The sequence below is a fragment of the Enterobacter cloacae complex sp. CDL013 genome (assembly GCF_049238805.1).
GTDB lineage: Bacteria > Pseudomonadota > Gammaproteobacteria > Enterobacterales > Enterobacteriaceae > Enterobacter > Enterobacter hormaechei_C.
Window position 1 is genome coordinate 208,450 of the sequence record NZ_JBMKGT010000008.1, and the last position, 17,260, is coordinate 225,709.

A 17,260-nucleotide genomic window follows, 5' to 3' on the forward strand; every position below is an offset into this window, starting at 1 on the left:
GACTTATTATGAAAAAACCAGCGTTTATCATCACGATCGATACCGAAGGGGATAATCTCTGGCAGAACCACCGGATGATCAAAACGGAAAACGCGCGCTACCTGGCGCGGTTTCAGGCGCTTTGTGAACGCTTCGGCTTTAAGCCCGTCTGGCTGACCAACTACGAGATGGCCGTCGAACCGGTATTCATTGAGTTCGCGAAAGAGGTCATAGCCCGCGGCCAGGGTGAGGTGGGAATGCATCTCCATGCCTGGAATAGCCCTCCGGAGCACGATCTGACCGGTGATGACTGGCGCTGGCAGCCTTATCTGATTGAGTTTTCAGACGAGGTCATGCGTGAGAAAGTGCTGTTCATGACCCGCTTACTGGAAGAGACTTTCCAGACAAAAATGCTCAGCCATCGCGCCGGGCGCTGGGCATTCGACAGCCGTTACGCCCGGTTGCTGATTGAGCTGGGGTATCAGGTAGATTGTTCCGTTACGCCGCGCGTGAACTGGCGCAACGCGAAAGGTGCCCCGCAGGGTAATGGCGGAACGAATTACCAGCATTTTCCCGATCGCGCCTATTTTTTGGACGTAGACGACATTTCCCGGCCGGGAAACAGCCCTCTCCTCGAAGTGCCGATGAGTATCCAGTATAAACACCCGGCATGGCTGAATTCCCTGAAGCAGGGTTACGATCGTCTGCGCGGTAAATACCGTTCTCCGTCAGTTAACTGGTTACGCCCGTCCGGCGGTAACGCGCAGGAGATGATTAAGGTTGCGCAGCAGTGCCTGGCTCAGGGGAATGACTACGTAGAGTTCATGCTGCATTCGTCGGAATTTATGCCTGGCGGCAGCCCTACTTTTAAAGACCAGGCCGCGATTGAGGGACTGTATCAGGATCTGGAGCAGCTCTTTACCTGGTTATCAGATAAGACCGTGGGGATGACGCTTGCGGAGTTTTACCAGTACAAAAAATAGTTATGCCCGCCAGGCGGGCATATTTATTATTGCTGCTTTGTTTGTGAGAAAGGTGTACTTAACGCAAACAAAATCATAAAGAAGATTAAGGCTTCTGAACTGAGCAGTATGACATCCGTCAGTCCATACAAAAGCAAAAGAAGCATTGACGTTAGCAGCAGCGCGTTTCTGTTTCGTAGGGCATACGCAATCATCGAAACGAAGAAAAAGAGCATTACCGCTACGCCGGGGATCCCCTGCAAAGAGTATTTCTCAATAAATTCATTATGCAGATGAACTTTGATGTATTCGAGTGCACTGCCAAGGTGCGGATGTCCGTCTTTAATATACTGCCGCGTCCACGCTTCACGCTGTTCCAGCGATTGCCCTAACGGATGCGCAAGACCATTCTCGATCCCGACAGTCCACATCGAAAAACGTGCGCCCAATGACGTGCGGTCAAAACCTTGTTGATAACGTTCAACCTCATGTTGGGTTTGTTTTATTTTCGGCGAAATCAATGGCTTGTAGCTCACGATTACAACGCCTGCAACAATGCATAGAAAGATGAGGGCTGATTTAAGATGAATCTTTCTGAAATGATAAAGCGTGAGCACAATTGCCAGAAGCAGATATAAACCCATCGCAGCACGGGTCCCCGTCAACAGTATGACGAAGTAAGAGATTAATATAGTGAAGCCCGCAACAACATACAGCTTCACGTTCTGTTGAAGGTAAAGACTGTATACGAAAGCCAGTGACAGGACAGAATAAACATAGGCTGAAACGGTGGCACGGTTAATTGCCATCTCAACGCGAGTCATACCTTGTGAGGCCTGCCACAAGCCATACCCTGTGGCGAGCACAAACCCTAAGGCCGTTGCGAAGAAGAAAAATTTCCTGAAGGTGTCCTTATCGATATAAAACTTAAAGCGGTCAATATAGAAAATCAGGACACTCGCTAAAATTAATTTTTTGCTGGCACCGAGATAGTCGCTGTAAAGGTTGAGTCCCTCGTTATGATACTCATAGAGTAAATACCAGCCGAGGTTAAGTAATCCAATCAGCAGAATGGGCAGCGCTATAGTAAAAGGTCGCAGAGTGATTTTTTTATATTCGAAAGCCAGGCCAATAATACTGACGTAAATAGCAATATAGAAAAACTCTCTTTGCTTCCCTGAACTGACTAAAGCCAGTATCAAAGAGATGAGGCTCAAAGCGATCGTCAGTTGATAGAGCCGTGGTTTTATTTTTTCCATAATGCCTCAATAACCCTTTTTTTATAGCTAAAACGAACATCGGTGGAGAGGAAAAAAGACAATGTATACATGGCCTTTACGCGTTGTTTCACGAGCTGCAATTGTTGGTCTGTAAGACAGGACCGATGGTTGCTGTAAATATCAAACCAGTGGCAATTGACGAGATGCTTGTAGCTTGACGGAAATGTTCTTTCCATCTGTAACGTGCATTCGACAAGCGTTGAAATTTTGCTGGCGTCCAGAGTGCTCGACAAACTGTCGCGACGCTTGATGTAATAATAATGCCCCTGGCGTTGATAGACTATTTTGTTCGATTGCATCAGCATTCCAGGGAAGACAGCGAAATCCTCATAACATAACATCGGAGGAATAGGGTTACTCTCGTACAGGCTACGATGAATAAACTGGCCAATGAGATGTGCCTGAAAGTCTTTATGGCGTAAGAAACGAGCGACTGCTTCATTTCGTGGCAATGGCACAGGATTAAATCCCTGCCAGTCTGAAGTCATTTTCCGGGGATCGCGAATCTCAAGCAAACGTGTCAGTAACATATCCGGACGTTGCGCTTTCAGGAAGGCTATTGCGTCCCCGAGGCTGCCCGGCTTTAAGCAATCGTCACTGTCGAGCATCGTAATATACTCTCCCGATGCCAGCGCGACAGCGCTGTTTCGTACCCGGCCTACGTTACGAAAGTTCACGGTGCGCGTGATGATCTGAGGAAATTTCGGCGACCACTCTTCAATTATTGCCTGCGTGGCATCCTCAGAACTGTCATTGAAAATAATGACTTCAGTGTCCTGACCGATTGCTGCCAGCAGGCTTGAAAGCGTGGCGTGCAGCGTAGCTTCAGCGTTATGCGCAGCAATAATGACGCTTAAAAAAGCCATAAAAATTAGTTTCCTTGAGCGTCGGTAGCGCTACCCAGTGAGCGGGCTTTGGGTAATGTACGGACAAACTGCTGAAGATCGTGTAACGCGGAGTCAGTGACAGAGAATAGCGCTTCCCGTTCTTGCGGGAAGTAATAGCGCGTTTCAAACACATAAGAACAAATGTTGTCGTCATTCCCGATCAGCATCACATTGCCAAGCGGACGCTGTTCGTAATGACAACACGGTCCAAACAGCAGGACCACCGGCACGCCGACGGCGTCTGCGATATAGACATTCCCCGAGTCAGACGCGATATAGCAGTCCATCTTTGAAATGGCCCAGGGAAGCTCTTCTAGCGAAATTTTGCCAATAAGATTAATAAAATTAGGGATTTCACCGTAAAGGCGGGTGATATCATCCATCCACGACTGTTCGTTTGGCGCGCCGAAGACATAAAACTCGCAGGGTAAATCAGCGAGTTGATCAACAATCCGCTTCCAGATAACCGGAGGGACGGTTTTGGCTTTATTGCCTGCCGCAATACTGATGCCGATGCGGATAACGTCAGGTTTATCAAGAATAGCCGGCCAGGTCGTCGGCTTGAAGAGCGGCTTTGTGGCGTGCTTGGGAGAGTCTTGCCATGTGAGCGAGCGGTCGGCCAGTTTCAGGTAGTTCGTCACCGAAAGCGTTTTTTTGCCATGCTCAACGGTACCGTCGGCCGCGAGATAGAAAATCCCGTGATACCACCTGCGCGTATAAATGCTTAAAAATTGTTTGTTTTTGGCATTGCAGACGGCGGCAAAAAAGAGGTTCACGCTGTTGGGCTGTAGCAGGTAGACGTTGTCGTAGCGGTTCATGATCCTGCACGCGAAGCACAGTTTACGCCACAGGTTGCGCTTATGCTGCTCAATAAAATAGATCTGCTCGATAGTCTCATCATGCTTCGCCAGCGCGCCAACGCTGCGACTGATCAACACATCGCTTTTTTGCAGCCAGGCCAGAAGAGGCGTCGCATTAATAAAGTCACCGATTTTGGCTGTTTGAATGACAAGGTTCTTGCCCGTGTCCTTTCGAAACAGCTTCCGGATGAGTTTCACCGGAAAGAGTAAAATCAGCAGAAATACATAACTCATGGGTTAAATATCCCTGTTGGAAAGCCGATGGCTGCCCTGTAAAAATGAAAAAATAGCATCTGCGCTAATATCCTTCGTTTGTTGCGTAGGGCTGACCATCTGATGCTGGTTTTTACCGTAACCCCCGATCAACCCCGGATCGGTCGGGCCGAAAATCGTGATATTAGGTCGAGCCAGTGCGGCGGTTAAATGGCTTAACCCTGTATCCACAGAAACGACGGCGTTTGCGCCCGCCAGCTGTGCGGCAACTTGCGCCAGTGTGAGTTTGGGTAACACCTCGACATGGGAAAAACCGGCTGCCAGACGCTCCGCACGCTGACGCTCATGTTCAGCGCCCCACGGGAGTTTAATATGGATACCGCAAGGTTGCATTAGTTCAATCAGCCTTCGCCAGTGCGTTTCCGGCCAGTGCTTATCGTCGCGCGTTGTGGCATGCAGGAACACCAGATACGGCTCGGCATGCTCCTCCGTCTCGCGCAAAAAATGCTGTGCAATAGCGTAGTCACCCTGGGCTTCAGGTTTTGCATAGCCCAGGCTTTTCGCGAACAGCTCGCGGGTGCGCTCCACGGCGTGCTGTTGTTTCGCAATATGGTGTCGACGGTTATAGAACAGGCTCGCCAGCGGTTCGCGGGCGGTTTGCCAGTCCATGCCGTGCTTTACGCCGTGCGCCAGACGCGTGACCAGCGCGGCGCTTTTCACCAGCCCCTGGGCGTCGACGATCGCGTCGTAACGCCGGGCCTGCACCGCTTCGCGGAAGGCTTTGCGTTCGGCTTTAATCGGTGCGGAGAACCACGCTTTGCGCCAGCGGCGAATGGCCACCGGGATCACGCGATCAACCGCTTCATGCCAGGTGGGGATCTGCGCGAAGCCTTCTTCCACCACCCAGTCAAAACGGATGCCGGGAATGGCCCGCATGGCGTCCGTCAGCGACGGCAGCGTATGCAGAACATCACCCATTGAGGAGGTTTTAACGATCAATACCCGCATCCGTTATCCTTCTTCGCTCAACAGCAATGCGTTGAGTTCTTCAAGGACGCGCTGCGGCGTGATGTCGATCAGGCTCTGATGATAGCCTTCTGCGGCATCGCCTTTACGCACCTTGTGGTAGCCGGTGATTAAACGGATCACGCGCGCCTTGTGCGACAGCGGCGGCGTGAAGTCCGGGCTGCTTGGGCCATACAGCGCAACCAGGGGACGATCCAGCGCGGCGGCGACGTGCATTAAACCGGAGTCGTTCGTCACCACGGCTTTACAGGCGGCAATCAAAATAACCGCCTGCTCGAGCTGCGTTTCCCCGGCCAGGTTTCGGCACCAGGCCTGTTGCTCGGTACTGAGCGTGGCGAGAATTTCATTGCCCGCCTCATGATCTTTCGCCGAGCCAAACAGCACAATCTGATAGCCTTCATCGATAAGCTGTTTCGCCAGCTCTGCATAGTGATAGTGCGGCCAGCGTTTTGCCGGACCAAACTCCGCGCCAGGGCAGAACCCAATCATCGGGCGTTCGGACGAAATGCCAAATGCGTTGCAGGTGTGGGATTTCTCCCCATCGCTTACCTGGAGCTGCGGCCACAGCAGCGGCTGCGGCAGATCTTTCGCGCTGCGCATCACGCCTTTGTCGTAGGCCAGCGCCACGTAGCGCTCGACCATCAGCGGCCAGGCCTCTTTATCCAGCACACGGGCATCGTTCAGCAGGCCGTAGCGCATTTCACCGCGCCAGCCGGTACGATGCGGGATGCCCGCAAAGAAGGGCACAAGGGCAGATTTGAAGGAGTTAGGCAGCACGTAGGCGCGGTCATAGCGTTTCTCGCGCAGGCTGTGGCCGAGTTTGCGGCGTTCACCGATTTCCAGCGCCCCGTGGCCGAGCGGCATCGGGATCGCCTCGTTCACTTCCGGCATACGCGATAACAGCGGACGGCACCATGCGGGTGCCATCACGTCGATTATCGCCTGGGGATAACGCGCCTTGAGCGTGCGATAGAGACTTTGCGACATCATCATGTCGCCCACCCATGACGGGCCGATCACCAGAATTTTCATACTTATGCGTCGCGGTTCAGCCAGGCCATATATTCCGTTACGCCTTCGGCAACGGTCTTGAACGGCTTGTCATAGCCTGCGGCGCGCAGGTTAGTCAGGTCCGCCTGAGTGAATGCCTGGTAGCGGCCTTTCAGCTTATCCGGGAACGGAATGTACTCGATGCTGCCTTTCTTATGGTACGCCAGCGTCGCGTCTGCCACCGCCTGGAAGGATTCCGCGCGGCCGGTGCCCAGGTTGAAAATGCCGGACACGCCATTTTCCAGGAACCACAGGTTCACTGCCGCCACGTCGCCCACGTAGACGAAGTCACGCTTGAAGCCGTCGCTGCCTTCGAACAGTTTCGGGCTTTCGCCGTTATTTAACTGGGTGTTCAGGTGGAACGCCACGCTCGCCATGCTGCCTTTGTGGCCTTCGCGCGGCCCGTAGACGTTGAAGTAGCGGAAGCCGACAATTTGCGAGTTCGCTTCTGGCAGGATCTGACGCACGTACTCATCAAACAGGAATTTGGAGTAACCGTAGACGTTCAGCGGCTGCTCATATTCGCGGGATTCGATGAAATCTGAAGTGCGCCCACCGTAGGTTGCCGCGGAAGAGGCATACAGGAACGGAATTTCACGCTCCAGGCAGTAGTGCAGGAGCTCTTTGGAGTACTGATAGTTGTTATCCATCATGTACTTGCCGTCCCACTCGGTGGTGGAGGAGCACGCACCTTCGTGGAAGATGGCTTCGATCTCGCCGAACTCTTCACCCGCCATAATCTGGATAAGGAAGTCTTCTTTATCCATGTAGTCAGCGATGTTCAGATCCACCAGGTTCACGAACTTGGTGCCGTCTTTCAGGTTGTCCACCACCAGAATGTCGGTGATGCCTTTGTCATTGAGGGCCTTAACAATATTGCTGCCGATAAAGCCCGCGCCGCCAGTAACGATAATCATAACTGTAACCTTTGAAGTATGAGTCGGGGAATATCCCGAACGCTAATCTCTTTATCATATCATCACAATGCTCAGGCTTCAGCCATTCACCGATATGCAGCAGGGGTACGCGTGATTTATGCTGCAAAAACGAGAAGAGATACTGCGTCATCTCGTCATGAACTATTGGTTTGGGTAATATGTGCCAAAATTTGCCGAGTCTGGAGAATTGCAATGCGTGGTGATTTTTACAAACAGTTAAACAGCGACCTCGAGTCCGCACGTGCGGAAGGGTTGTTCAAAGAAGAGCGTATTATCACGTCTGCCCAGCAGGCGGACATCACCGTTGCCGACGGCAGCCATGTGATCAACTTTTGCGCGAACAACTACTTAGGTCTTGCGAATCACCCTGAGCTGATTGCCGCGGCGAAAAGCGGCATGGACACCCACGGTTTCGGTATGGCCTCCGTTCGCTTTATCTGCGGTACCCAGGACAGCCACAAGCAGCTTGAGCAAAAGCTGGCGAACTTCCTCGGAATGGAAGACGCGATTCTGTACTCATCCTGCTTCGACGCCAACGGCGGTCTGTTTGAAACCCTGCTCGGCGCAGAAGATGCGATTATCTCCGACGCCCTGAACCACGCCTCCATCATCGACGGTGTTCGCCTGTGTAAAGCGAAGCGTTTCCGCTACGCCAACAACGACATGGTTGAGCTGGAAGCCCGCCTGAAAGAGGCCCGTGAAGCCGGTGCCCGCCACGTGCTGATCGCCACCGACGGCGTGTTCTCCATGGATGGCGTGATCGCCAACCTGAAGGGCGTGTGCGATCTGGCGGATAAATACGACGCGCTGGTGATGGTGGATGACTCTCACGCGGTTGGCTTTGTCGGCGAAAACGGTCGCGGCTCCCACGAATACTGTGACGTAATGGGCCGCGTGGACATCATCACCGGTACGCTGGGCAAAGCGCTCGGCGGCGCGTCTGGCGGTTATACCGCTGCGCGTAAAGAGGTGGTTGAGTGGCTGCGTCAGCGCTCCCGCCCGTACCTGTTCTCCAACTCCCTGGCGCCGGCGATTGTGGCTGCCTCTATTAAAGTGCTGGAGATGGTGGAATCCGGCGCTGAGCTGCGCGACCGCCTGTGGGCTAACGCCCGCCTGTTCCGTGAAAAAATGAGCGCAGCAGGGTTCACCCTGGCCGGTGCTGACCACGCGATCATTCCGGTGATGCTGGGCGACGCGGTTGTCGCGCAGCAATTTGCTCGTGAGCTTCAGAAAGAAGGGATTTACGTGACCGGGTTCTTCTTCCCGGTGGTACCAAAAGGTCAGGCGCGTATCCGCACCCAGATGTCTGCGGCGCACTCGCCTGAACAAATTGAACGTGCGGTGGAAGCCTTTACCCGCATCGGCAAACAGCTGGGCGTAATTGCCTGAGGACGTGTGATGAAAGCGTTATCCAAACTGAAAGCGGAAGAAGGGATTTGGATGACCGACGTACCGGAGCCGGAAGTCGGTCATAACGATCTGCTGATCAAAATTCGTAAAACCGCCATCTGCGGTACTGACGTTCACATCTACAACTGGGACCAGTGGTCGCAAAAAACTATTCCCGTGCCAATGGTAGTCGGCCACGAATATGTCGGCGAAGTAGTCGGCATCGGCCAGGAAGTGAAAGGCTTCAACATTGGCGACCGCGTCTCCGGTGAAGGCCACATTACCTGTGGTCACTGCCGCAACTGTCGCGGTGGGCGTACCCACCTGTGCCGCAACACCGTCGGCGTGGGCGTGAACCGTCCGGGCTGCTTCGCGGAATACCTGGTGATCCCGGCGTTTAACGCGTTCAAAATCCCGGACAATATCTCTGACGATCTGGCCTCCATCTTCGACCCGTTCGGCAACGCGGTACATACGGCGCTCTCCTTCGACCTGGTGGGGGAAGACGTGCTGGTCTCCGGCGCAGGCCCCATCGGTATTATGGCGGCAGCCGTGGCGAAGCATGTGGGTGCGCGCAACGTGGTGATCACCGACGTGAACGAATACCGCCTGTCGCTGGCGCGCAAAATGGGCGTCACCCGCGCGGTGGATGTCTCGAAAGAGAGCCTGACCGACGTGATGGAAGAGCTGGGCATGACCGAAGGCTTTGACGTGGGTCTGGAGATGTCCGGCGCGCCACCCGCGTTCCGCACCATGCTCGACACCATGAACCACGGTGGTCGTATCGCGATGCTGGGTATTCCGCCGTCAGATATGTCCATCGACTGGAACAAAGTCATCTTCAAGGGGCTATTCATTAAGGGCATCTATGGCCGCGAGATGTTTGAGACCTGGTACAAGATGGCCGCGCTGATCCAGTCTGGTCTGGATCTGTCCCCGATTATCACTCACCGTTTCTCCATCGATGAGTTCCAGCAGGGCTTTGACGCGATGCGTTCCGGCCAGTCAGGGAAAGTGATCCTGAGCTGGGATAAATAATGAAAAAGGGGCCAGCGGCCCCTTATTTTACTGATTCTTTTTCTCTTCGTCCGTCAGGTAACGCACCTTGCGGGTGTAGTCCTGACCTTTGAACAGCAGTTTGTTATCCGGCGATTCCAGATACTTCTGCCACTCGGAAAGCGGGAAACCACCGTGCGCGCCAATCACCTCTTTCGGCACAACGGCTTCCTGACCGCCGATCTTCTTGGAGACCGGCCAGTTCATCCAGTCGCCCAGGTTAACCGTTTTTACATCCAGCATGTCCAGCAGCGCAGCGAGCGGCAGCTGATCGGTCGGCGGCTGCGTATCGTCCATCAGCTCCCAGGTATCCTGGAACAGCGTCAGCCACAGCGGGCAGATACGGCGCCAGGTCTTTTTGGTGGCCGCAAGAAACGCGCCGTTAACGTGATCGACCAGATACGGGCGCACCGTTTCTTTGTAATAGGCCGGCACTTTTTCTGCGGGGGCGCCGTCCAGCTTGGCAATCATTTTGCCCTGACGGAAGCTGGAGTAGATGTGCATATCGGTCATGTTGATCTGGGGCATCTTCAGCAGGTTGAGATCGGAGTCGATCATCAGCACCCCTTCACCGCGCGCCTGCAACGGAGCATTAAGCTTCACCAGACGACTGAGGTAGATCTGCTTATAGCGGTAGTCTTCTTCACGTTTTGGAAGCGTGAGGGTGACAACGCGGGTTTTTAGCGGCAGCTCGCCGAAAGCGGATTCAGGCTGATCGCTGACGATAACAATCTCGCTGACGTCGGTGGCGTAACGCTCTGCAAAGGTCGCTGATAATAACGCCTCTTCGACGAAATCCGCGCCCGTACACGGGATCACAATGGAATCAACCGCAACGAGATCGCGCGTGACCGGAAGGGAAGCGTAGGGAATGTTATGACGCCCGGTAATGTGGCGGTAGCGAGCATTCAGGAATTTAAACATGTTCTTCTCGTTTGGTTATTGCGCGCCAAGAACGGCCTCGACACCGTTAACATAGCTTTCAATGGCATACACGTTGCAGACATTCTGGTGTGCGGCAGCGGCGAGCCGGGCGCGCAGAGCAGGATCCTGCCAGATATTATCCAGATGTTGAGCAAGTTGCGACACGTCGCTCCACGGAAACAGCAGGCCGGTCGACTCATGATCGATCAATTCTGCCGTGCCGGTCACTTTTGAACCAATCACTGGGATGTTCAGCAGCATTGCCTCCAGCACGACGCGCGGCAGGCCTTCGCTCTTCGAGGCCAGAATAAACGCGTCAAAGGTAGCAAGGTAGTCAAAAGGCGTGTTCTGGAAACCGGTAAAAATCACGTGTTCAGCAATCCCCAGCGCGTCAGCCTGTGCCGTCAGCGCGCCGCGCTCAGCCCCTTCACCGACCAGCACCATCTTCCATTTTGCCTGCGGGTGCCTCTGGTTGAACTGGGCCAGCGCCTCCAGCGTGTGATGGTTGGCCTTGCGAGGGATTAACGAGCCAACGCTGCCGAACACAAACGTGTCATCATCAATGTTCAGGCGCTGGCGCATCGCGCGTCGGTCGGGCAAGGGCTGGTGGATGTCGATGGCATTGTTGACCGTGGTACACAGCGCTGGCCGGACGCCATGCTGAAGTAGCACACGTTCAACGCCGTGCGAGACGGCGATGATTTTTGTGGCATGGGCATTCACCAGCTTCACCAGCGGCGGGGTCAGCACCGGTTCAATCCGGCAGTGCTGGATTATCCGCGCATGCAGGTTTGCACCCGCCAGATACCCTTCTTCGTTAGAGCCTGGCTGGTTGTTCATATACAGCGTATCGAAACCACCTTCCCTGAAAATGGTCTCGATCTTGCTGACGTTGGGGCGAATGCGCCACAGGGTATCGATATGTCGCGTAAATGCTTTGCGCGCCGAACGCGAGAAAAACAGCAGACCACGTCCCGCTTCTTTCAGGAGTTTTGCCCATGCCGGTTGCTTACGTTGAGGGATAACGAGTAGAGGTATCCCAATGCTATTGAGCACCTGGCCTATCGTTTCACCTTCAGCACGACTATAATCACTGTAAAAACAACAAGTAATGTCGAATTTTTCGCGGTTGATTCGCTTCAGAAGCTCAAGCATACTGTTGGTACCTCCCCCCCATTCTTTGCCCGTGTCCAGGAGGAGGATTTTACGTTTTTGCGGCATGTCTGAATCCGTATGCTACCCTTCATCTGACCGCATTATAAAGAATTTGTTGAAATAAAATAGATTTTTTGTATTTCTTTGTCTTTTTATAAGAAAACGTTTTAAACGCGCTTATTTTAAAAGTGTGATTTAAGACTTTAATCGCCTCTTCTCAATTAGATACTATTAGCGAAAGTATTTATGTTGTTATTGAGAGAGTGAGAAAATGTTTAAAATAACGGTCTGCTTATTAACGTTTAACTCCGAAAGAACGTTGCACGATGTTATTCCTCCTCTTTTAAAAATAGCGGATGAATTCGTTGTAGTTGATTCCGGAAGTACAGACGCAACGATATATATTTGCCAGAGTTATGGATTGTCGGCCATATTCAAAAAATATAGCTGGCACGGCGAGCAGATGAACCATGCCGTATCCCATGCACACAACGACTGGGTGCTGTGCATGGACAGCGACGAAATACTCGATCAAGAAACCGTTGATGCTATTTTAAAATTAAAAATGGGCGATGAACCCGAACCGGATATGGCGTGGCGGATATGTCGTCACTGGTTTGTTCTGGGAGAAAATGTCCGAACGATTTATCCCGTCTCATCACCGGATTATCCGGTGCGTCTTTTTAACCGTACGCAGTCGCGATTTAATAACCGGCCAGTAGACGATCAGGTCGAAGGTTTTCTCCATTCTGAACGTATTCCTGGCTATGTCAGACATGATACATTTTATTCACTGCATGAACTTTTCAATAAATTAAACGGATATACCACTCGCCTGGTTCAATATCAGACGATACGTCCCTCTCTTGGTCGCGGAGCGATCAGCGCTATCGGCGCATTTTTCAAATGGTATCTGTTTAGTGGTGCCTGGCGTCAGGGCAAAGTGGGTGTGGTGACAGGGTTTTATGCCACGGCGTACAGTTTTTTGAAGTATTTCAAGGCCTGGTATCAGAATCGGGAAAAGAAAGAGTCCGTTGCAAAAGAGCAGTCGGACTCTTATCTGGCAGAATAGGCGTTAGCCGATCAGGCTTTTTTTCCCCAACCCTGCCACTGTTGCTGGACGTATTTAACCAGCGTACTGCTGCTGATGCTTTCGCCAATCACCGTGAAGAAGCGGGTTGCATAGACCGGTTCAGGCGGCTGTTTCAGCGTGCAGTTCTTCACGCCGCGGAATGGATTACGTGGCCGCGTTGCGGGTGGTTGCGCGCTACCCGGACGAGAAGTATCCACCTGAGGTTCATTGAGCAGATCGCTCGGACGCACCAGCGTGATATCGGCGGGTAAGCCCGGCAACATTTGCTGCAAAACGCGAACGGTAGACGGATGCGGATGCCCAATGGCAATCGCCGAACCGTTACGGCGCGCCAGCTGTACCGCGCGGTTGAACTGGACGCGGATATCCGCTTCGTTCTGGGAGTCATCCAGGAATACTTTGCGCTTGATGACTTTCACGCCCGTTCCCTGAGCGGCACGCATCGCCTGGCTGTTGCCGATGGTCATGCTGTCGAGGAAATAGAGGTTGTAACGCTCCAGCGCCTGCATCACTTTCAGCATACCGTACAGGCTGGAGGTCATCGCGCTGCCCATATGGTTATTCAGACCCACGGCATACGGCACTTTATTGTACGCATCGCGGATGATGCGATCGATCTCGTCGCTGCTCATGTCCGGGCGCAGGGTATCTTTTTCCAGCGGCTGCTTGCTGAGGGGGGCCATCGGCAGATGGATAAGGACCTGATGGCCGCCATTGTGAGCTTTGGTCGCCATTTCATGCGCGTGAGGCGCATTAGGCAGGACGGCGACAGAGATGGCTGACGGCATCGCCAGCACCTGATTTTCATAGTGTGGTCGATAACCGAAGTCATCAATCACAATCGCGAGTTTGCCTGCATAAACCGGTGCAGCCAGCGCCAGTGCGCTGACTACGGAAACAACAATTCGACGAAATTGAAGCAAAACTTATCTTCCCAACCACGGCTGTGGATTGACCGCCTGACCCTGACGACGAATTTCGAAATAGAGTGACGGGCGGCCCTGACCGCCACTGCTGCCCACAAGGGCAATGGGTTGACCCGCGCGCACCTGAGTGCCAACGCTGACTAGCGCACTCTGGTTGTAGCCGTAAAGACTCATGTCGCCTTTACCGTGTTCAACCACCACCACGAGCCCATAACCCTGTAGCCAGTCGGCCAGGATCACGCGGCCATCGGCGATGGCTTTCACTTCGCTACCTTCAGACGCACCGATAACGATCCCCTTCCAACGTAGCTCACCCTGCAACTGTTCGCCATAGCGATGCAGGATCGTACCGCGAACGGGCCAGTAAGCCTGACCACGCGGGGAGCCGAGGCCGCCGGTACGGGACATCAGGGAACGTTCATTTTCAGTCGGTTTGTAGGTGGTGCCTTTCCGGGAGGCTTCCTGCTGCTTGTTACGCACCGCCTGCGCTTCGCGCGCTTCTTTTTCGGCGCGCGCTTTGGCCGCGGCTTCTGCCCGGGCAATGGTGTTACGCAGTCTCGATTCGTTGGCGCGCATTTCGCTCAGCTGGCTTTGTCCTGCCTGGATAGAGGACTCCAGCCCGGCGAGCGTCTTCTTACGCTCATTGCGCGCCTGCTCAAGCTTCTCCTGCTGCGCCTGCTGATCGTAGAGCAGCGTTTGCTGCTGGCTCTGCTTCTCTTCCAGCTCGGCTTTTTGCGTGGTGACTTCTTCGCGCGTCTGTTTCAGCTGCGCAATGGTCTCCTGACGCGCCTGGTTAAGATAGCCGAAATAGGCCTGTAAACGCTGACCTCGCTGGCTCTCTTCACCGCTGAGGATCAGCTGAAGACCTGTGTGTTCACCCTGACGGAAAGCAGCATCAAGCTGTGCAGCAAGGTTCCGCTCCTGGGCATCGCGCTGACGCTCCAGTTTCGCAATCGACGCGTTCATTTCATCGATTTGCTTATTGAGCTGGGCAAGGGTGTTTTGTGTTTCACGCAGCTTACGCGCGGCGGCGGAAATGGCCTCTTCCTGCTTTTTAAGCTGGGCGAGCAGGGTGGCGCGCTGCTGTTGCTGCTGACGTACCGCACGCTCTTTGGCGGCGATATCGGCCTGAATGGATTTAAGCTGATCGCGGTCATCCGCATGGGCGGATGCGGCGCACAGCAATACGCCAGCGCTGAGTGCGCTGGCGCAAAGCAGAGGTCTGACTGATAACCGAAGCGGCTTCACGACCCATGTGATTGAAAAAATCGCCTTTCCCCTCATGGGGAGCGATTATTCCACGATGAACAGCGGCTTGCCAGTCATCTCTTCAGGGATTTCCATACCCATCAGCGACAACATGGTTGGCGCGATGTCGGAAAGCTTGCCGCCTTCCACTGCTTTCACTGATTTATTACCCACATAAATCAGTGGAACAGGCAGGTTGGTATGGGCGGTATGTGCCTGACCGGTTGCCGGGTCACGCATCTGTTCTGCGTTACCGTGGTCAGCGGTAATCAGCAGTTGGCCGCCTACGGATTCAACCGCTTTCGCAACCTGCTCAACGCAGTGGTCCAGCGCTTCAACCGCTTTAACGGCTGCTTCCATCACGCCGGTGTGGCCCACCATATCGCCATTCGGATAGTTACAGATGATGGTGTCGTATTTACCGCTTTCGATCGCGGCCACCAGTTTTTCGGTCAGCTCCGCAGAGCTCATTTCTGGCTGGAGATCGTAAGTGGCGACTTTCGGTGAGTTAATCAGGATGCGGTCTTCGCCTTTAAACGGCTCTTCTACGCCGCCGTTAAAGAAGAATGTCACGTGCGCATACTTCTCAGTTTCGGAGATGCGCAGCTGCGTTTTGTCATTTTTCGCCATCCACTCGCCGAAGGTGTTTGCCAGCGAGGCGGGCGGATACGCGCATGGGGCTTTGATATCCGCTGCATATTCGGTCAACTGGATGAAATCAATCTTCGCCACTTTCTTACGGGCGAAACCGTCAAAATCGCTGTTGACGAAGGCGCGGGTGATTTCGCGCGCGCGATCGGCACGGAAGTTCATGAAGATCAGCGCATCGCCATCTTCCATGGCGGCATCGGCCTGGCCTTCAGCGCGGATCACGGTTGCCTTCACAAATTCGTCGTTTTCATCACGCGCGTAAGCCGCTTCCAGGCCTTCAACGGCGGTCGGGAACTGGAACTCGCCTTTTGCCAGGGTCAGCAGATCATAGGCTTGCTCAACGCGGTCCCAGCGGTTGTCGCGGTCCATGGCATAGTAACGACCAATGATGGACGCCACGCGGCCTTTGCCCAGTGCGGCAAATTTGTCTTCAAACGCTTCAAGAGAACCTTTTGCGCTGCGTGGTGGCGTATCGCGACCATCCAGGAAGGCGTGCAGATAGATTTTTTCCGCACCGCGCTCAGCGGCCAGTTCTACCATCGCCATGATGTGATCTTCGTGGCTGTGAACGCCGCCCGCAGAGAGCAGACCCATAATGTGAACAGCCTTGCCTGCGGCAACGGCTTTATCAACCGCTCCGGTGAGCGTTGGGTTGGCAAAGAATGTACGTTCTTTGATTTCAACGTCCAGGCGCGTCAGGTCCTGATAAACGATACGGCCCGCACCCAGGTTAACGTGACCCACTTCTGAGTTGCCCATCTGACGATCCGGCAGACCCACTTCCAGGCCAGACGCATCAATCAGGGTGTGGGGACGTTTTGCCCATAGCGCATCCATAACCGGGGTTTTGGCGTTGAAAATGGCGTTATCCTGTTGATCTTCACGGTAGCCATAGCCATCCAGAATCACCAGTACCATAGGTTTTTTAGAAACCGACATTGCGACAACCTCATGCTCAAGAGACAAAAATTTTGCGTAATTTTACTACAGCTGAATCGATAAAATAGCCGCAGAAGATCAAAGAAAGCGCGGGGGCAAGGCTGTTCTCAGGCCATTTTGAGGCTTTTTTTACGTGGCATGCCGCAGAAAATAGATTAGCTTTATGTCGCTGGCTGTATTTGCCACAGCGCACAGGTATACTCCTGTCCTGGTTTTTTTAATCACTTAGTCGGGAGTTGTTACCCCCCATGCAAGAAATTATGCAATTCGTTAGCCGCCACCCGGTTCTGAGCATCGCGTGGATTGGCCTGCTGGTCGCTGTACTGTTCACCACATTTAAGGGACTGACGTCTAAAATTAAGGTGATCACCCGCGGTGAAGCGACACGTCTGATCAACAAAGAGGACGCCGTGGTTGTCGATCTGCGTCAGCGCGACGATTTCCGCAAGGGCCATATTGCAGGTGCTATCAACCTGCTGCCAGCGGAAATTAAAGCGAACAACATTGGTGAGCTGGAGAAGCATAAAGCCCAGCCGATTATTGTTGTTGACGGCACTGGCATGCAGGCGCAGGAATCTGCCAACGCACTGCATAAAGCAGGCTTTGAAAACGTAACGGTGCTGAAAGAAGGCATCTCCGGCTGGAGCGGGGAGAATCTTCCTTTAGTGCGCGGTAAATAAGGAG

Annotated in this window: 16 protein-coding genes; 5 read left to right on the top strand and 11 right to left on the bottom strand. The window is 53.6% G+C overall.

Going from position 1 to position 17,260, the window contains the following annotated elements:
- Window positions 1-8: 8 nt before the first annotated feature.
- On the top strand, window positions 9-962 hold the full coding sequence (locus tag ACOTXD_RS18005) for a polysaccharide deacetylase family protein (protein WP_045346022.1): 954 nt from the start codon (window positions 9-11) through the stop codon (window positions 960-962).
- 26 nt (window positions 963-988) lie between these two features.
- Here the strand turns inward: ACOTXD_RS18005 and ACOTXD_RS18010 are convergent, their stop codons facing one another.
- The 6 genes from ACOTXD_RS18010 to rfaD are packed head-to-tail and all read right to left on the bottom strand — an operon-like array spanning window position 989 to window position 7,174.
- Window positions 989-2,200: an O-antigen ligase family protein gene (locus ACOTXD_RS18010; RefSeq protein WP_022650151.1), complete on the bottom strand. Its 1,212-nt coding sequence runs from the start codon at window positions 2,198-2,200 to the stop codon at window positions 989-991.
- Window positions 2,188-3,087: a glycosyltransferase family 2 protein gene (locus tag ACOTXD_RS18015; protein WP_022650152.1), complete on the bottom strand. Its 900-nt coding sequence runs from the start codon at window positions 3,085-3,087 to the stop codon at window positions 2,188-2,190. Before ACOTXD_RS18015 ends, ACOTXD_RS18010 begins: the two co-directional genes overlap by 13 nt.
- A gap of 5 nt (window positions 3,088-3,092) precedes the next feature.
- Window positions 3,093-4,202 carry a glycosyltransferase family 9 protein gene (locus ACOTXD_RS18020; protein ID WP_126501154.1) on the bottom strand — a complete coding sequence of 370 codons (1,110 nt, stop codon included), beginning with the start codon at window positions 4,200-4,202 and terminating at the stop codon, window positions 3,093-3,095.
- Between the two features lie 3 nt (window positions 4,203-4,205).
- Window positions 4,206-5,189 carry a lipopolysaccharide heptosyltransferase RfaC gene (rfaC, locus tag ACOTXD_RS18025; RefSeq protein ID WP_061856865.1) on the bottom strand — a complete coding sequence of 328 codons (984 nt, stop codon included), beginning with the start codon at window positions 5,187-5,189 and terminating at the stop codon, window positions 4,206-4,208.
- Between the two features lie 3 nt (window positions 5,190-5,192).
- Window positions 5,193-6,239 carry an ADP-heptose--LPS heptosyltransferase RfaF gene (rfaF, locus tag ACOTXD_RS18030; RefSeq protein WP_003860863.1) on the bottom strand — a complete coding sequence of 349 codons (1,047 nt, stop codon included), beginning with the start codon at window positions 6,237-6,239 and terminating at the stop codon, window positions 5,193-5,195.
- Between the two features lie 2 nt (window positions 6,240-6,241).
- Window positions 6,242-7,174 (bottom strand): ADP-glyceromanno-heptose 6-epimerase, encoded by a 933-nt coding sequence (gene rfaD / locus ACOTXD_RS18035; protein ID WP_003860858.1) that lies wholly within the window; start codon window positions 7,172-7,174, stop codon window positions 6,242-6,244.
- A 213-nt stretch (window positions 7,175-7,387) separates the two neighbouring features.
- Here rfaD and kbl point away from each other — a divergent pair, with 213 nt between their 5' ends.
- Both kbl and tdh read left to right on the top strand, forming a co-directional pair.
- Window positions 7,388-8,584 (top strand): glycine C-acetyltransferase, encoded by a 1,197-nt coding sequence (gene kbl, locus ACOTXD_RS18040; RefSeq protein WP_061856864.1) that lies wholly within the window; start codon window positions 7,388-7,390, stop codon window positions 8,582-8,584.
- Window positions 8,585-8,593: 9 nt separating this feature from the next.
- On the top strand, window positions 8,594-9,622 hold the full coding sequence (gene tdh, locus ACOTXD_RS18045) for an L-threonine 3-dehydrogenase (protein WP_017383610.1): 1,029 nt from the start codon (window positions 8,594-8,596) through the stop codon (window positions 9,620-9,622).
- Window positions 9,623-9,649: 27 nt separating this feature from the next.
- Here tdh and ACOTXD_RS18050 read toward each other — a convergent pair whose 3' ends face one another.
- Together ACOTXD_RS18050 and ACOTXD_RS18055 are read right to left on the bottom strand one after the other, a co-directional pair.
- Window positions 9,650-10,564: a hypothetical protein gene (locus ACOTXD_RS18050; protein ID WP_061856863.1), complete on the bottom strand. Its 915-nt coding sequence runs from the start codon at window positions 10,562-10,564 to the stop codon at window positions 9,650-9,652.
- Between the two features lie 15 nt (window positions 10,565-10,579).
- Window positions 10,580-11,785, bottom strand: a complete 1,206-nt coding sequence (locus tag ACOTXD_RS18055; RefSeq protein ID WP_022650156.1) for a glycosyltransferase — start codon at window positions 11,783-11,785, stop codon at window positions 10,580-10,582.
- Window positions 11,786-11,990: 205 nt separating this feature from the next.
- Between ACOTXD_RS18055 and ACOTXD_RS18060 the strand changes: the two genes are divergently transcribed.
- Entirely contained in the window at window positions 11,991-12,791 is an 801-nt protein-coding gene (locus ACOTXD_RS18060) for a glycosyltransferase family 2 protein (RefSeq protein ID WP_023323978.1), read from the top strand.
- 11 nt (window positions 12,792-12,802) lie between these two features.
- On the opposite strand, the gene ACOTXD_RS18065 is transcribed toward ACOTXD_RS18060, so the two are convergent.
- From ACOTXD_RS18065 to gpmM, 3 genes are read right to left on the bottom strand one after another with little or no spacing between them, the layout of a single operon-like run.
- A complete protein-coding gene (locus ACOTXD_RS18065) occupies window positions 12,803-13,735 on the bottom strand; it encodes a divergent polysaccharide deacetylase family protein (RefSeq protein WP_003860850.1) in 933 nt (310 codons plus the stop codon).
- Between the two features lie 3 nt (window positions 13,736-13,738).
- Window positions 13,739-14,998, bottom strand: coding sequence for a murein hydrolase activator EnvC (gene envC, locus ACOTXD_RS18070; protein ID WP_241237773.1), 1,260 nt, complete (start codon window positions 14,996-14,998; stop codon window positions 13,739-13,741).
- Between the two features lie 33 nt (window positions 14,999-15,031).
- On the bottom strand, window positions 15,032-16,576 hold the full coding sequence (gene gpmM, locus ACOTXD_RS18075) for a 2,3-bisphosphoglycerate-independent phosphoglycerate mutase (protein ID WP_023323979.1): 1,545 nt from the start codon (window positions 16,574-16,576) through the stop codon (window positions 15,032-15,034).
- Between the two features lie 248 nt (window positions 16,577-16,824).
- Here gpmM and ACOTXD_RS18080 point away from each other — a divergent pair, with 248 nt between their 5' ends.
- Window positions 16,825-17,256, top strand: coding sequence for a rhodanese-like domain-containing protein (locus ACOTXD_RS18080; protein ID WP_003860840.1), 432 nt, complete (start codon window positions 16,825-16,827; stop codon window positions 17,254-17,256).
- Window positions 17,257-17,260: the final 4 nt, after the last annotated feature.